This is a genomic window from Thiohalobacter sp. COW1, from assembly GCF_016629505.1.
Lineage (GTDB): Bacteria > Pseudomonadota > Gammaproteobacteria > Thiohalobacterales > Thiohalobacteraceae > Thiohalobacter > Thiohalobacter thiocyanaticus_A.
This window is the reverse complement of sequence record NZ_AP024239.1, coordinates 3,467,207-3,483,254: the sequence shown is the minus strand read 5'-3', so window position 1 is coordinate 3,483,254 and position 16,048 is coordinate 3,467,207. Positions and strand designations below refer to the sequence as shown.

13 protein-coding genes are annotated in these 16,048 nt (G+C 65.8%); 4 read left to right on the top strand and 9 right to left on the bottom strand.

The annotated features are described in order from the left end of the window. Nucleotides 1-78: 78 nt before the first annotated feature. Nucleotides 79-837, bottom strand: a complete 759-nt coding sequence (locus COW1_RS16520; protein ID WP_201344843.1) for a Nif3-like dinuclear metal center hexameric protein — start codon at nt 835-837, stop codon at nt 79-81. Between the two features lie 156 nt (nt 838-993). Here COW1_RS16520 and COW1_RS16515 point away from each other — a divergent pair, with 156 nt between their 5' ends. After that, nucleotides 994-2,160: a Do family serine endopeptidase gene (locus COW1_RS16515; RefSeq protein ID WP_201344841.1), complete on the top strand. Its 1,167-nt coding sequence runs from the start codon at nt 994-996 to the stop codon at nt 2,158-2,160. Between the two features lie 67 nt (nt 2,161-2,227). Here COW1_RS16515 and grxD read toward each other — a convergent pair whose 3' ends face one another. The 4 genes from grxD to COW1_RS16495 form a co-directional block, all read right to left on the bottom strand. Next, a complete protein-coding gene (gene grxD, locus COW1_RS16510; RefSeq protein WP_096366957.1) occupies nt 2,228-2,575 on the bottom strand; it encodes a Grx4 family monothiol glutaredoxin in 348 nt (115 codons plus the stop codon). 349 nt (nt 2,576-2,924) lie between these two features. Beyond that, nucleotides 2,925-4,697 (bottom strand): N-acetylglutaminylglutamine amidotransferase, encoded by a 1,773-nt coding sequence (locus tag COW1_RS16505; protein WP_201344839.1) that lies wholly within the window; start codon nt 4,695-4,697, stop codon nt 2,925-2,927. Nucleotides 4,698-4,970: 273 nt separating this feature from the next. Continuing rightward, a complete protein-coding gene (locus COW1_RS16500; protein ID WP_172844302.1) occupies nt 4,971-5,324 on the bottom strand; it encodes a BON domain-containing protein in 354 nt (117 codons plus the stop codon). A 125-nt stretch (nt 5,325-5,449) separates the two neighbouring features. After that, nucleotides 5,450-6,982 carry a hydantoinase B/oxoprolinase family protein gene (locus COW1_RS16495; protein ID WP_096367611.1) on the bottom strand — a complete coding sequence of 511 codons (1,533 nt, stop codon included), beginning with the start codon at nt 6,980-6,982 and terminating at the stop codon, nt 5,450-5,452. A 224-nt stretch (nt 6,983-7,206) separates the two neighbouring features. On the opposite strand from COW1_RS16495, the gene COW1_RS16490 reads away from it, so the two are divergent. The 3 genes from COW1_RS16490 (at nt 7,207) to argF (ending at nt 10,197) form a co-directional block, all read left to right on the top strand. Continuing rightward, a complete protein-coding gene (locus COW1_RS16490; RefSeq protein WP_096366959.1) occupies nt 7,207-7,800 on the top strand; it encodes a urate hydroxylase PuuD in 594 nt (197 codons plus the stop codon). A gap of 306 nt (nt 7,801-8,106) precedes the next feature. Next, nucleotides 8,107-9,291, top strand: a complete 1,185-nt coding sequence (locus COW1_RS16485) for an acetylornithine transaminase (RefSeq protein WP_231971513.1) — start codon at nt 8,107-8,109, stop codon at nt 9,289-9,291. Between the two features lie 3 nt (nt 9,292-9,294). Then, on the top strand, nt 9,295-10,197 hold the full coding sequence (gene argF / locus COW1_RS16480) for an ornithine carbamoyltransferase (protein ID WP_201344837.1): 903 nt from the start codon (nt 9,295-9,297) through the stop codon (nt 10,195-10,197). Between the two features lie 196 nt (nt 10,198-10,393). Here argF and phoU read toward each other — a convergent pair whose 3' ends face one another. The 4 genes from phoU to COW1_RS16460 are packed head-to-tail and all read right to left on the bottom strand — an operon-like array spanning nt 10,394 to nt 15,969. Further along, the gene (gene phoU / locus COW1_RS16475) at nt 10,394-11,110 is read right to left on the bottom strand and encodes a phosphate signaling complex protein PhoU (protein ID WP_096366961.1); all 717 of its coding nucleotides are present in this window, start codon (nt 11,108-11,110) and stop codon (nt 10,394-10,396) included. Nucleotides 11,111-11,145: 35 nt separating this feature from the next. Further along, the gene (gene pstB / locus COW1_RS16470; protein ID WP_172844334.1) at nt 11,146-11,976 is read right to left on the bottom strand and encodes a phosphate ABC transporter ATP-binding protein PstB; all 831 of its coding nucleotides are present in this window, start codon (nt 11,974-11,976) and stop codon (nt 11,146-11,148) included. Between the two features lie 27 nt (nt 11,977-12,003). Further along, nucleotides 12,004-13,680, bottom strand: a complete 1,677-nt coding sequence (gene pstA, locus COW1_RS16465; RefSeq protein WP_172844303.1) for a phosphate ABC transporter permease PstA — start codon at nt 13,678-13,680, stop codon at nt 12,004-12,006. A gap of 9 nt (nt 13,681-13,689) precedes the next feature. Beyond that, on the bottom strand, nt 13,690-15,969 hold the full coding sequence (locus tag COW1_RS16460) for an ABC transporter permease subunit (protein WP_201344835.1): 2,280 nt from the start codon (nt 15,967-15,969) through the stop codon (nt 13,690-13,692). Between the last annotated feature and the right edge of the window lie 79 nt (nt 15,970-16,048).

Genomic DNA, 16,048 nt, shown 5'->3' with positions numbered 1-16,048 from the left:
AGCCCTCGTGCCGGACAGGCCCCCGGAAAAGCGCAGATTTTCCACGAACTGGCGAATAAGGTCAAACCCGGCGCGGTTTCAGACCGGGTTGTCGATATCGATAAACCGATGTTCCAGACTGAATTTTTCTGCCAGATGCCCCCCCAGGGCACGGGGGCCGCCGCGCTCGGTGGCGTGATGCCCGGCGCCGAAGTAGTGGATGCCCAGTTCCCGGGCCAGGTGGGTGGTCTGCTCCGAGGCCTCGCCGCTGATGAAGGCGTCCACGCCCAGGGCGGCGGCGGCCTCGATATAGGACTGGGCCGCGCCGGTGCACCAGGCGAGCCGTTCGATGCGCTCCGGCCGGCCGGGCAGGTGCAGCGGCGCCCGCCCCAGCCGGGTCTCGAGCCATCCGGCCAGTCCGGCCGGGGTGAGCGGCTGCGCCGGCCGGCCGTGGCAGGCGATGTCCGGCCCCCGGCCGCCGCCGAACCAGCCTTCGATGGACAACTCCAGTTCCGCCGCCAGCCGGGCGTTGTTGCCCAGTTCCGGGTGGGCATCCAGCGGCAGGTGATAGGCCAGCAGGCTGACGCCGTGCGCGAGCAGCGCGGCAATGCGCCGGCGCTTCATCCCCACGATGGGCGCCGGCTCGCCCTTCCAGAAATAGCCGTGATGGACCAGCAGGACATCGGCCCCGGCCTCGATGGCGGCATCGACCAGGGCCTGGCTGGCGGTCACGCCCGAGACGATACGCCGCACCTCGCCCCGGCCCTCGACCTGCAGGCCGTTGGGGCAGTAGTCCTGAAACTCGCCGACCTGCAGCAGGGCGTCGCTGTACGCAACGAGTTCGTCGATTGTTACCATGTGCGTCCCCGGCCGGTGGAGAATTCAGGCATAATCATTCTTGGACAATCTCCGAGTTACTGCCTTTCCCGTCATTCCCGCGCAGGCGGGAATGACGGGAAGGGTCATACTTATGATTATGGAAATCATACGCAAATCGAACAACAGGATCGACTCATGGCCAAACGCAATCTCCTGACCTTCCTGGCCCAGTCCATCGTGGTGGGACTGATGGCCGCCGCCCTGCTCTATGTCTTCAAGCCGGAACTGTTCCGCAGCGAGGCGCCGGCGGTGGTGGAGGTCCGGGAGAGCCAGCGCAACGGGGCCCCGGCCACCGCCCCCGCCAGCGGCCCCGTCTCCTATGCCGACGCGGTCGCCGCGGCCGCCCCGGCCGTGGTCAACATCTACAGCGCCAAGATGGTGCGCGAGCCGCTGCATCCGCTGTTCAGCGACCCCCTGTTCCGGCAGTTCTTCGGTGACGGCTTCGGCCCGCAGCGCGAGCGCCTGCAGACCAGCCTGGGCTCGGGCGTAATCATCAGCCCGCAGGGTTACATCCTGACCAACAACCATGTGGTGGGCAACGCCGACGAGATCCAGGTCATGCTGGCCGACAGCCGCAGCTATTCGGCACAGGTGGTCGGCAGCGACCCGGAGACCGATCTGTCGGTGCTGCGCATCGAGGCCGACGACCTGCCGGTGATCGTGCTGGGCGAGGCCGATGCCCTGCGCGTGGGCGACGTGGTGCTGGCCATCGGCAACCCCTTCGGGGTGGGTCAGACGGTGACCCAGGGGATTGTGAGCGCCACCGGGCGCACCCAGCTCGGCATCAGCACCTACGAGAACTTCATCCAGACCGATGCCGCCATCAATCCCGGCAACTCGGGCGGGGCGCTGATCAATGCCCACGGTGAACTGATCGGGATCAATACCGCCATCTTCAGCCGCTCCGGCGGCTCCCAGGGCATCGGCTTCGCCATTCCCGAAAGCCTGGCGCGGGACGTGATGAAGCAGATCATCGAACAGGGTGAGGTGGTGCGCGGCTGGCTGGGCATCGAGGCCCAGGACCTGAGCCCGCAGCTGGCCGAGTCCTTCGAACTGGACAGCACCGACGGGGTGCTGATCGCGGGTGTGCTGCGCGGGGGGCCGGCCGATCAGGCCGGCCTGGAACCGGGTGACGTGCTCGTCGGCCTCAACGGCAAGCCGGTGAGCAGTTCCCGCCAGGCCATGAATGCCATCGCCGCCAGCCGCCCGGGCAGCCGACTGCAGATCGAGGCGGTGCGGCGCGGCCGGCCGCTGGCGCTGGAGGCCGTGATCGGCCGCCGGCCGCAGGCCCGACAGCAGTAAGGCATAAAAAAACCACGCCCGCGGCGGAGCCGGGGGCGTGGTCGCAGTGGTCAGCCCGCGAACGGACTTACTGGGCGGCGGAGTCGCCCTGCCCGGCCTTGCCGGCCACGGCCTCCTTGACCATCTTCTCCAGTTCGCCGTTCTGGTACATCTCCAGGGTGATGTCGCAGCCGCCGATCAGTTCGCCGTTGATGTAGATCTGCGGGAAGGTCGGCCAGTTGGCGAAGCGCGGCAGATTCTCGAACACCTCGGGATCGGACAGCACATTCACGTAGGCGAACTCCTCGCCGCAGGCCTGCAGGGCCTGGGCCGCGCGGCTGGAGAAGCCGCACATGGGCATCTCGGGGGTGCCCTTCATGAAGATCACCACCGGGTGGGTGTCCACTGCCTGCTTGATCTTGTCCATCACGTCCATCGTCATTACCTCGGGTCGTCAGCTTGAATTCGGGATTAACCCACTGTTTCCGGAGTCTACTCGTCCCAGATGGGGGAAAAAAGGCCCGGTTTCAAGGGGAATATTCCTTTCGGGCTAGTTAGGGACGCAGAATCTCACGCCGGGATAGGCTCCGCGGCCGCATGGCATTGATTCTCTCCGCGTCATTCCCGCGAAGGCGGGAATCCACACGACCGCGGAACTGGATCCCCGCCTACGCGGGGATGACGGATAACTTAGAACGCAGGTCGGGTTTGCGTAGCGTAACCCGACAGGACCGCAGTGCGTCGGGTTACGCCCTGCGGGCTAACCCGACCTACCGCCCTGGCCCTTACCCCACATTGCGCTGCAGCCAGTACTCCAGCAGCGCCAGGTGCCACAGCTTGCTGCCGAGGATGCGGGTGTGGTGCGACTCGGGCGCATCCAGCAGTTTGTCCACATACTCGCGCCGGTACAGGCCGCGCTCGCGGCAGGCCTGCGAGTCGAGAATATCGCGCATGAAGTCCAGAAAGGGCCCGCGCACGTACTTGAGCGCCGGCACCGGGAAATAGCCCTTGGGCCGGTCGATGACCGCATCCGGCAGCCGGCCGCGGGCGATGGACTTGAGCACCTGCTTGCCGCCGGAGCCGAGCTTGTACTCGGGCGGCATGCGCGCGGCCAGTTCGACCAGCCTGTGGTCGAGGAAGGGCACCCGCGCCTCCAGGCCCCAGGCCATGGTCATGTTGTCCACCCGCTTGACCGGGTCGTCGACGATCAGGGTGGTCACGTCCAGGCGCAGCACCTGGTCGATGAACTCATCCGCGCCCGGCTGGTGCAGGCGGCGGCCGATCTTGGCGCCGGTGTAGTCCAGTCCCTGATACGCCGGCTCGACCATCTCCAGATACTCGTCGTGATCGCGGTCGAAGTAGTGCGCCCGGAAGCGCTCCAGCGGCTCGCCCGTCTCCTCCAGCATGCGCGGATACCAGAAATAGCCGGCGAACACCTCGTCCGCGCCCTGGCCGCTCTGCACCACCTTCACGCTTTTCGATACCTGCTCGGCCAGCAGGTAGAAGGCCACGGCATCCTGGCCGAACATGGGCTCGGTCATGTTGTCCACGGCCTCGGGCAGGCGGTCGAGCACCTCGCTGTTGGGAATGCGGTACTTGTGGTGGCGGGTGGCGTAGCGCTCGGCCACCGGGTCGGAGTATTCGAACTCGCTGCCCTTCTCCTCGGGCTGGTCCTCGAAGCCGACCGAGAAGGTGAGCAGGTCCTGCACCCCGGCCTCGGCCAGCAGCGCGACCAGCAGGCTGGAATCCAACCCGCCGGAGAGCAGCACCCCGACCGGCACATCGCTGATCTCGATGCGCCGGCGCACGGCCTCCATCAGGGCGGCGTGAATGGCCTCGGTCCACTCGGCCTCGTCCAGGGACCGGTCCGGACGCCGCGCCTCGAGCGCCCAGTAGCGCTGCTTGCGCCAGCGCCCGTCGGCCTCCACCACCAGGTAATGGCCGGGATCCAGTTTGCGCACTCCGCGCAGCACGGTGCGCGGCGCCGGCACCACCGCATGCAGGGTGAACAGGTGATGCAGGGCGACCGAGTCCAGATCCGCACTCACCCCGCCGGCGGCGATCAGCGCCTGGCTGGTGGAGGCGAAGCGGAAACAGCCGTCCGCATAGCGGTAATAGAGCGGCTTGATGCCCATGCGGTCGCGCGCCACGAACAGGCGCTGGCGGTCGCTGTCCCAGACCGCGAAGGCGAACATGCCGTGCAGGCGCTCCACGCAGGCCTCGCCCCAGGCCTGGTAGGCCTTGAGGATGACCTCGGTGTCGCCGTGGGAGAAGAAGTGATAACCCAGCCCGATCAACTCTTCGCGCAGTTCGGGGTAGTTGTAGATGGTACCGTTGAAGACGATGGCCAGATCCAGGTCCTGGTCGACCATCGGCTGGTTGGCATGAGCGCTCAGATCGATGATGGACAACCGTCGATGACCCATCGCCAGCGGGCCGTCGGAATGGCTGCCGGCATGGTCCGGGCCGCGTCGCTCCAGCCGCTCCATCATCCGGTGCACGGTCCCCAGGTCGGGGGACCGGCCGTCGAATCGCAGTTCACCGCAGATGCCGCACATCAGGTCAGGATCCAGGTCTCAAGATACAGAACACAAGTCAGGGCGGCTTTGATCGTACCCCGTCATCCCCGCGCAGGCGGGGATCCAGCGACCGCGGCGGGTGCTGGATTCCGGCCGGTGCCGGAATGACGGGAATATGAATACGGTTAATTCCACCACTCACACCATACCCGGGTTAAGCAAGTAGGATGGGTGAAGGCGCGCGGCGCCGTAACCCATCACCCGACCGGCACACGGCGATGGGTTACGCTGTGCTTCACCCATCCTACTCACTCAGCCCTGGCCATCAATGACTGTGAGCTTCGAATTCACCTGCTTCACGCCCTTCACACTGCGGGCGATCTCCACCGCACGCTCCGCCGAACGCCGGCTGGATACGCTGCCATAGAGTGTCACCACACCGCGATAGGTGTCGACATTGATATCCATGGCCTTCACCTCCCGGTCGCGTACATAGCGGGTGTTGATGGTGGAGGTGATGGTCGCATCGCGCGAGATCTCACCCGCCGTGCGCTCGTCCTGGCCGACATAATAGCCGCCGGCCGCGGCGCCGCCGACCACCAGCGCCCCGCAGCCGGACAGGGCCGGCAGCAGGCCGCACAGCAACACGATCCAGAGCCTGTTCATACATCGATACTCCTAACTCAGTTGGTAGGATGGGTGGAGCGCAGCGCAACCCATCGACTTATCCCGACACAATACCTCAACCTGCACGACGATGATGGGTTACGGCGCAAGCGCCTTCACCCATCCTACATTCCCCAGCCACCGCCGCCAGGCGTCTCCAGGGTGAGCCGGTCGCCGGCGGCGACCGCCAGCGCCACCTTCGGCGGCAGCAGCCTGTCGTTCAGCAGATTCACGCCCGGCCGACCCGCAGCCCCGCCCTGCAGCCCCCAGGGCGCAGTGGTCCGGCGCTCGGTCAGCAGGGTCACCTGCGCCGGGGCCAGGAACTCGTATTCGCGGACCAGGCCGTCACCGCCGCGATGCCGGCCGGCGCCGCCGGAGCCGCGGCGGATGGCATAGCGATTCACGCGCAGGGGATAGAAGCGCTCCACCACCTCGATGGGCGTGTTCAGGGTATTGGTCATGTGCGTCTGCACCGCGCTCAGGCCCGGTTGCTGCGGGCCGCCGCCCATGCCGCCGCCCAGGGTTTCATAATAGTCCCAGGCGCCTCCGGGGCCGCGCGCGCCCATGGCCAGGTTGTTCATCGTACCCTGGCTGGCCGCCGGGATCCGCTCCGGCAGCGCCCGGGCCAGCGCGCCCAGCAGGGCATCGACGATGCGGCTGGAGGTCTCCACATTGCCGGCCGCGACCGCCGCCGGCCGGCGGGCGTTGACCAGCGAACCTTCCGGAGCGCGGATGCGCAGGGCGCGGAAGCTGCCCGCGCAAGCCGGTGTCTGAGGCGGCAGCAGACAGCGAAACACATAGTAGACCGCCGCGGCTGCCACCGACAGCGGACAGTTGACGTTGCCCGGCGCCTGCTCCGCGGTGCCGGCGAAATCCACCTCCACGCCGCCCTCCGCCACCGTCACGCACACCTGGATCGGCAGCCGCGCATGGCCCTGGCCGTCGTCGTCCATGTAGTCGGTAAAGCAGTATTGCCCGGCCGGGATCTGCTGCAGCTGCCGGGACGCCAACTGGGCGGCGTACTCGTTCAGGGCATCCAGCCCCTGCAGATAGCGTCCGGCCGGCATGCCGGTGGCCAGGGCCTGCAGACGCCGGACCCCTACCCGGTTGGCGCTGATCTGGGCAGTGAAATCCGCCTCGGTGACAGCCGGCACGGCGGTGGCGGCGGTGATCTCGCGCAACAGCGCCGCATCCAGTTCCCCGCCCCGCAGCAGCAGGGCGGGCGGAATGATACGCCCCTCCTCGTCCAGGCGCCTGGAGACCGGCATGGAGCCCGGGGCCTCGGCGCCGATGTCGGCATGGTGGGCGCGGTTGGCCACGAAGCCGAGCAGGCGCTCTTCCAGGAACACGGCCGCGATCAGAGTCACGTCGGGCAGATGGGTGCCGCCCAGGTAGGGGTCGTTGACGATGAGCATGTCGCCCGGCGCCCACTCGACCGCGCCCACCAGGTCGCGCATGGCGTAGGCCATGCTGCCCAGGTGCACCGGGATGTGCGCGGCCTGGGCACACAACTCGCCGGCCGGATCGAACACGGCGCAGGAGAAGTCCAGCCGGTCGCGGATGTTGGGCGAGAAGGCGGAGCGCTGCAGCACCGCCCCCATCTCCTCGCATACCGCCTCGATGCGGCTGGCGAACAGGCTCAGTTCGACCGCATCCATGCACATCGGGCCGGGCTGGGGAAGGATGTGGACGTCAAATGCATGGCAGCGATGGTACAGGTTTTCTCCTGCATGTTCATGAGCGGACAAAACCCAACAAAATGCCGGAGTTAGGCTATTGCAATCGGTCAGGGGCTACCCTATTCTCTCGAACCCTACTAATTTCCTAAGGTTTTGGTAATTCCAACCCTTCCCGTAAAAATAACGATCTGGAGGTATGATCCATGAACCCATTGAAATCGCCCTGGGCCACCACTGTCGTCGGCATCGTGCTGGCGCTGATCATCGTGGCCGTCATCGACAGCCCCGTGCCCCCCTCAACCACTGAATGGACCATCTGGTTCCATGTCGTGGTCGGTGTGATGTGGATCGGCCTGCTGTATTACTTCAACTTCGTGCAGGTCCCGGCCCAGGCCGAGGCCATGGCCGACAAGGACGGCCCCGGCCCGGCCGCCATCGGCAAGTACGTCGCCCCCAAGGCACTGCTGTACTTCCGCTGGGCCGCGCTGCTGACCTGGCTGTCCGGCGCCGCCGCGCTGGGCAAGTACGGCATCTTCGCCGACGCCTTCCTGCTCAAGCAGAACGCCGCCGTGATCGGCATCGGCGCCTGGCTCGGCACCATCATGCTGTTCAACGTCTGGGTGCTGATCTGGCCCAACCAGAAGAAGGTGCTGGGCATGGTGCAGGCCTCCGATGCGGAAAAGGCCAAGGCCAAGACCGTGGCCCTGTACGCCTCACGCACCAACACCCTGCTGTCGCTGCCGATGCTGCTGTGCATGACCGCCAGCCACTATCACAACGGCGGCCTGCCGTTCTGATCGGCCCTGACCGCTGATCCACCCGCAGAGGCCCGGCTTTGCCCGGGCCTTTTCTATTTTCAAGCAACTAAATCGAATGGCACTTACTTCAGTTCCGTCATCCCCGCGAAGGCGGGGATCCAGTTCCACGGACGCCTGGATTCCCGCCTTCGCGGGAATGACGGACAGACTAAAATCCAGTTGATCTAAATGCCATTCAATCAGTCAGTTACCAACGAGTTTGCCAAGCCGGGGCAATCCCGATAGGATTGATCCTTTACCGATGGCGGCTCTTGCGAGCTGCTTTTTTGCTTTCTGGGCCCCTGTATGAGCAGCAATGACCACCTGATGCACAATTACGGCCGCCTGCCGGTTCGCTTCGTCCGCGGCGAGGGCGCGTGGCTGTGGGACGACCGGGACCGGCGCTACCTGGATGCGCTCAGCGGCATCGCGGTCTGCGGCCTGGGCCATGCACACCCGGCCGTGAGCGAAGCGATCTGCGATCAGGCCCGCACCCTGGTGCACACCTCCAACCTGTACGAGATCCCGCTGCAGGAAGCCCTGGCAGAGGCCTTGTGCAGCCGCACCGGCCTGGACCGGGCCTTCTTCTGCAATTCCGGCGCCGAGGCCAACGAGGCGGCGATCAAGCTGGCCCGGCTGCACGCCCGCGGTCGCGGCATCGCGAAACCGCAGATCCTGGTGATGGAGAACAGCTTCCACGGCCGCACCCTGGCCACCCTTACCGCCACCGGCAACCTCAAGGTCCAGGCCGGCTTCGAGCCGCTGGTGGAGGGCTTCACCCGCGTGCCCTACAACGATCTCGACGCCGTGCGCCGCGCCGCCTCGGAGGTCGAGGGCGTCGTGGCCGTGCTGGTCGAGCCGGTGCAGGGCGAAGGCGGCATCCAGGTCCCCGCGTCCGATTACCTGGCCGGCCTGCGCGCCCTCTGCGACGAGCACGGCTGGCTGCTGATGCTGGACGAGATCCAGACCGGCATCGGCCGCACCGGCCAGTGGTTCGCCTTCCAGCACGCCGGCATCCTGCCCGACGTGCTCACCCTGGCCAAAGGGCTGGGCAACGGCTTCCCCATCGGCGCCTGCCTGGCGCGCGGGGCGGCCGCGGAGTTGTTCCAGCCCGGGCATCACGGCACCACCTTCGGCGGCAATCCGCTGGGCTGCCGCACCGCGCTCGCCGTACTGGAAACCATGGAGCGGGAGCAGCTGCCGGCACGCGCCGAGCGGCTCGGCAGGCAGCTGCTGGCCGGTTTCCGCACCCGGCTGGAGAATACCGCCGGGGTGATCGACATCCGCGGTCACGGCCTGTTGCTGGCCATCGCCCTGGACCGGCCCTGCGGGGACCTGGTCAAACGGGCGCTGGAGCGCGGGCTGCTGATCAATGTCACCGCGCAGAGCGTCATCCGGCTGCTGCCGCCGCTCATTTTCACTGACGAGCAGGGCGATGAACTGATCGAGACCGTCTGCGCCCTGGTCACCGACTTCCTGCAGGAGGCGTGAAACATGCCAGTGCGTCACTTTCTCACCCTGATGGACCTGTCTCCGGCCGAACTGGAGACCCTGATCCGCCGGGCCATCGAACTGAAACAGAAGCACTATGACGGCGAGATCTTCGAGCCGCTGAAGAACAAGACCCTGGCGATGGTGTTCGAGAAATCCTCGACCCGGACCCGGGTCTCGTTCGAGGCCGGCATGGCCCAGCTCGGCGGCCATGCCATGTTCCTGTCTCCGCGCGACACCCAGCTGGGGCGCGGTGAGCCGCTGGAGGACACCGCGCGGGTGCTGTCGCGCATGGCCGACTGCGTGATCATCCGCACCTACGAGCACGACAAGATCGAGCGCTTCGCCTTCGAGTCCCGGGTGCCGGTGATCAATGCCCTGACCGACCTGTACCACCCCTGCCAGCTGCTGGCCGACGTGCAGACCTTCGTCGAGCATCGCGGCGAGGTGCGCGGCGCCACCGTCACCTACATCGGCGACGGCAACAACATGTGCCATTCCTATATCAACGCCGCGCGCCAGTTCGACTTCAACCTGCGCCTGGGCTGCCCGCAGGACTACGCCCCCGATGCCGACATCCTGGCAGCCGCAGGCGAGCGGGTGCAGCTGTTCCACGACCCCATGGAGGCGGCGCAGGGCGCCCACTGGATCGCCACCGATGTCTGGGCCAGCATGGGCCAGGAAGAGGAACAGGCCAAGCGCCGCGAGGCCTTCCAGGATTTTCAGGTCAACGAGGAGATGCTGGCCGTCGCCGACAGCGAGGCCCTGTTCATGCACTGCCTGCCCGCCCATCGCGGCGAAGAGGTCAGCGCCGGCGTCATGGACAGCGCGCAGAGCGTGGTCTGGGACGAGGCCGAAAACCGCCTGCACGCCCAGAAGGCGCTGCTGGAATTCCTGCTGAGTTAGAAAGCGGGGACAGTATATTTTTACTCAGGAGTCAGGAATATAGCCACACTAAACGTCATCCCCGCGCAGGCGGGGATCCAGTAACCACGGCGGTATATGGATTCCCGCCTGCGCGGGAATGACGGCGTCTTCGGTTCTGTAGCCAATATTCCTGACCGCTGCATAATTCAGAATTAAGTATACTGTCCCCGGACGACTACTTGTTTCGCGCCTCGGCCTCCATCTGCTCCAGGCTGGTGTGGCGCACGTCCTTGCCGCGCACCAGGTAGATCACGTATTCGCAGATGTTGCGGGCGCGGTCGCCGATGCGCTCCAGCGAGCGTGCCGCCCACATGGTATCCAGGGCGCTGGGGATGCTGCGGTTGTCCTCCATCATCAGGGTGATCAGCTGGCGCATGATGCCGTCGTACTCCTTGTCCAGCTTCAGGTCCTCGCGCCAGACCTCCACCGCCATCTCGGCGTCCATGCGGGCGAAGGTGTTCAGCGCCCCCTTGAGCATCTTCCCGGCCAGTTCCCCCAGGTGCTCGATGCGGCCATGGAAACGGTCCACCTGCGACTTGTCGTTGATGTGCAGGGCCATACGGGCGATACGCTCGGCCTCATCACCGATGCGCTCCAGGTCGGTGATGGTCTTGATCACCGCCACCAGCAGACGCAGATCTCCCGCTGCCGGCTGGCGCCGGGCCAGGATGACGTTGCACTCCTCGTCGATGGCCACTTCCATGGCATTGACCTTGTAGTCGTTGTTGACCACGACGTCGGCCAGGCGCTCGTCGCCCTCGACCAGGGAACGGACCGCGTCGACGACCTGCTGCTCGACCATGCCGCCCATGGACATCACCTTGTTGCGGATGTCCTCGAGCTCGGTATTGTACTGACGCGATATGTGCTGGCTGATGCTGTTCTTGTCCATGCCGTTCACCTCTGCCTGTCCGGGAACGCGGCCGATCAGCCGTAGCGCCCGGTGATGTAGTCCTCGGTCATCTTCTGGGTCGGGTTGGTGAAGATGGTGTTGGTGTCGCCGAACTCGATCAGCTCGCCCAGGTACATGAAGGCAGTATAGTCGGAGACGCGCGCCGCCTGCTGCATGTTGTGGGTAACGATCACGATCGTGTATTTCGACTTGAGTTCGTAGATGAGTTCCTCGATCTTGAGGGTGGAGATCGGATCCAGTGCCGAGGCCGGCTCGTCGAGCAGCATGACCTCCGGCTCGATGGCGATGGCCCGGGCGATGACCAGACGCTGCTGCTGGCCGCCGGACAGGCCCATGGCGCTCTCGTGCAGCCGGTCCTTGACCTCGTCCCACAGGGCCGCGCCGCGCAGCGACTTCTCCACCACCTCGTCCAGGGTGCGGCGGCTGTTGATGCCCTGCAGCCGCAGCCCGTAGGCGACGTTCTCGTAGATGCTCTTGGGAAAGGGATTGGGCTTCTGGAACACCATGCCCACACGCCGGCGCAGGTCGGCCACGTTGGTGGAGCGGGCATAGATGTCCTCGCCGTCGAGCCGGATACTGCCCTCGATGCGCACGCCGTCGACCAGATCGTTCATCCGGTTGAAGCAGCGCAGCAGGGTTGACTTGCCGCAGCCGCTGGGCCCGATATAGGCGGTCACGCGATTGCGCGGTATGGCCATGCTGATCTGTTTCAACGCCTGGCTCTGGCCGTAATACAGGTCCAGGCCCTGCACCTCCAGGCAGATGTCTTCCCGGTCGATGTTCAGCGCCTCGCGTCGCTCAACCAGATGCGGATCGATGGCATGGGTCTTGGTCTGTTCACTCATCATTGCATTACCTTCGCTCGGGCCGGGTCAGCCCTGGTCAAACGATTTGAACTGTTCCCGCAGCCGGTTGCGGATGGCGATGGCGGCAAGATTCAGCACCACGATGACCAGCACCAACAGCAGCGCGGTGGCATAGACCAGCGGCCGGGCAGCCTCCACGTTGGGGCTCTGGAAGCCGACGTCATAGATATGGAAGCCCAGGTGCATGAACTTGCGCTCCAGATGCACGAACGGCGGATTGCCGTCCACCGGCAGCGAGGGCGCGAGCTTGACCACCCCGACCAGCATCAGCGGCGCCACCTCACCGGCAGCGCGCGCCACGGCCAGAATCAGCCCGGTCATCATGGCCGGGCTGGCCATCGGCAGCACGGTGCGCCACAGCGTCTCCGCCTTGGTCGCCCCGAGCGCCAGGCTGCCCTCGCGGATCGACTTGGGGATGCGCGACAGCCCTTCCTCGGTGGCGACAATCACCACCGGCAGGGTCAGCAGAGCCAGGGTGAGCGAGGCCCAGAACAGGCCCGGCGTGCCGAAGGTCGGGGCCGGCTGCGCCTCGGGGAAGAACAGGTCGTCTATGCTGCCGCCGAGGAAATAGACGAAGAACCCGAGGCCGAATACGCCGTAGACGATCGAGGGCACGCCGGCGAGGTTGTTGACCGCGATGCGGATGGTGCGGGTCAGCGGCCCCTGTTTGGCATACTCGCGCAGATAGACGGCCGCGATCACGCCGAAGGGCGTGACGAACACCGACATCAGGATCACCATGGTGACGGTACCGAAGATGGCCGGAAAGATGCCACCCTCGGTGTTGGCCTCGCGCGGTTCGTCGCTGACGAACTCCCACAGCTTGGCGAAATAGAAACCGATCTTGTCGCCCAGATGCATGGCGTTGGGACGATAGGCGCGCACCACCTTGGCCAGCGGCACTTCCACCTCGCGGCCGTCCATGATGGTGGCGGTGAAACTGTCGCGGCGCAGCTGGCGGTAGAGATCGCCCAGTTGCTGCTGCAGCACCTTGTAGTCGGCATCCAGGCGCGCCCGCTCCGCCTCGATCGCCGCCAGATTCTCCGGTGTATCCCGGCCCTCCAGTTCCAGGCGGCGTTGCTTCAGGCGCAGCTGCTCCATGGCATAGTTGACGTCGCCGATGCGGCCTTTCTCGATCGCCTCGATCCGATGCTGCAGTTCCCCGGCCCGCGCCAGCCGTGCCTGCAACGCCTGCCAGGCGGCATCGCCCTGCGCGACCACCTGGCCGTTCTCCTTCACGGCCTGCAGATAACCGTAGAAATTGCCCCATTCGTAGCGTTCAACGGCGATCAGTTCCCGGGGCATGCGGCGATCCTGCACCAGCGGCTCGACCAGCCAGCGGAAATCCAGGCCGAGGTGATCGCGGTTGCCGGTCTTGATCAGCAGCCGTTTCACCTCGACGGCAGTGCCGGGCACATCGACCCCGGAGGCCTCGATGCGAGCCCGCGGCACGATTTCACTGTCCTGGATCTCGCCGATGACATGCAGCGTTTCACCATTCGGCTGCACATAATCGAATTCGACCAGGGCATTCGGCCAGAAATGCACCAGCCCGCGCACCGCGATCAGGCCGAGCAGGCCCACGACCATGATCAGGCTGGCGCTGACCGCAGCCGCGTTGAGCCAGATCCAGGGGGTGCCGCTCCTGAACCAGTTGCCGATGTTGCTGCGTTGCACGGACATGGACCTCGCTTACAGACTCGCGTACTTGCGCCGCAGGCGCTGACGCACGAGTTCGGCCAGGGTATTGACCACAAAGGTGAACAGGAACAGCACCAGCGCCGCCAGGAACAGGACCCGGTAGTGAGTGCTGGCGACCTCGGATTCGGGCATTTCCACGGCGATGTTGGCCGACAGGGTGCGCATGCCCTGGAAGATGTTCATGTCCATCACCGGCGTGTTGCCGGTGGCCATGAGGACGATCATGGTCTCGCCCACCGCCCGGCCCATACCGATCATCACGGCGGAGAAGATGCCGGGACTGGCCGTGAGCAGCACCACCCGGGTGAGCGTCTGCCAGGGCGTGGCGCCCAGCGCCAGCGAGCCCGAGGTAAGGTGCCGGGGGACGTTGAAGATGGCGTCTTCGGCGATGGAGAAAATAGTCGGGATCACCGCAAAGCCCATGGCCAGGCCGACCACAATGGAGTTGCGCTGATCGAAGTCCAGCCCCAGTTCGCTTTTCAGCCACAGCCGCATGTCGCCGCCGAACAGCCATGCCTCCATCAGCGGACTCAGCCCGAGCGAGAGCCAGGACCAGAACAGGACCACCGGAATCAGCAGCGCTGCCTCCCAGCCATCAGGCACGGTCGTGCGGATGCGTTCGGGCAAGCGATGCCAGAACCAGGCGAACAGCAGCACCCCGAAGGGCATGATGATGAGCAGGCTGAATACCCCGGGCAGATGATCCTCGATGTAGGGTGCCAGCCACAGGCCGGCCAGGAAGCCCAGGATCACGGTCGGCAGGGCCTCCATGATCTCGATGGTGGGCTTGATCGAGCCGCGCATCTTCGGCGCCATGAAATAGGAGGTATAGATGGCACCGAGGATGGCCAGCGGGGTGCCGATCAGCATGGCGTAGAAGGCCGCCTTCAGGGTGCCGAAGGCCAGCGGGGTCAGACTGAACTTGGGTTCGAAGTCGTTCGAAGCCGAGGAGGACTGCCAGATGTGGGCCGGCTCGTCATAGCTCTCATACCAGACCTTGCCCCAGAGCGAGGACCAGGAGATCTCGGGGTGTTCGTTGTCGATCTGCCAGAAATGCAGCCGTCCCCCGGTATCCTCGGCCAGCCAGTAATCCGCCCGCGGCGAGACCGCCACCCGCTGCAGGGGCTGCCCGCTCACCTGCCGGTCCAGCACGATATTGTGCGCGGTGGTGTGATAGACCGTGATGCGTCCCTGCGCGTCGGCCGCGAGCAGTCCCTTGCGGGCGTGCTCGGGGGCGATGGCGGTCACCGGACTGGCGTGGGCATCGAAACCTCGGATGCGGCGCAGCTGCTCGCGCTTGCTGTCGGGATCCGGGACGCTGAACCACTGGCTGATACGTCCGTTGGCATGCCCCGCCAGCAGCGAAATGCCGCCGGTCAGCAGTTCCAGGCGGGTCAATTCCGCGCCGTGCTCGCTGATCGAGATCTGCTCGAGCAATACCGGCGCATCGCCGCCAGCGATGTCATAGCGGGCCAGTTCACCGTCGCGGTTGGCCACGTAGAGAATGCGCTGCTGGGGATTGACCTGCAGAAACTGCGGCCCGGTCAGGGTCAGCGGCAGGCGCTGGTGGCTGCGCACCATTTCGGTTTCATCGCCCAGGAAGGAGGTTTCCAGGCGGATGCGGCTCAGTTGCAGATTGCCAGCGGCCGTCAGGCCGACCAGGGTGGTCGATTCCTCACCGCTCTGCACCGCCAGGTGCGTCAGTGCCGCCCCGTCGGGAGTGACCTCCAGCGGTTCGCGTCCCAGCGGGTAGTGCAGCTCGGGCGTGATCAGGCGCTCATCGCCGGGATAACTGATCCGGTAATCGTGCCGGACCAGCAGCGCGGTACCGTCGGACAGGCCGTAGGCCACGATCCTGCTCTCGGGCGCACCGGCGGCGAAGGTGCTGATCTCCGCACCCTCCGGCAGCGGCACTGCGAAGCGAGCCACCGGGGTTCCGTTTCGGGTCCGGAAGAAGACCGCTTCGCCGGCGCTGGTGAAGCGCACGGCGATCTCGCCCTGTTCCTCCATGGCCAGGTGCAGGGTCTCACCGCTGCCGGGTGCGGTGTAGTCGGTCACGGGCTCGGCCGAACCGGGCTTGAGCAGCGGCAGAACCACATAAAGCAGGTAGAAGAAGATCAGCACCACGGCGATGATCACCCCGATGCCGCCCACGGTGACGCCGTGCCGGGCCGCGCCGTCCTTGAACATGCGCCAGCGGCGCCGGCGCCGCTGGCTGGCCGCGGGGATGCGGTCGATGACGGAGGAGGAATTGGCTGGGACGTCTGACATGCCGCACAGCCTAGGCCAGGAACATGACAGTTTTGTTACACTGTCGAAATCGGCCGGTCAGGGCGCATGCAGCGGCCCG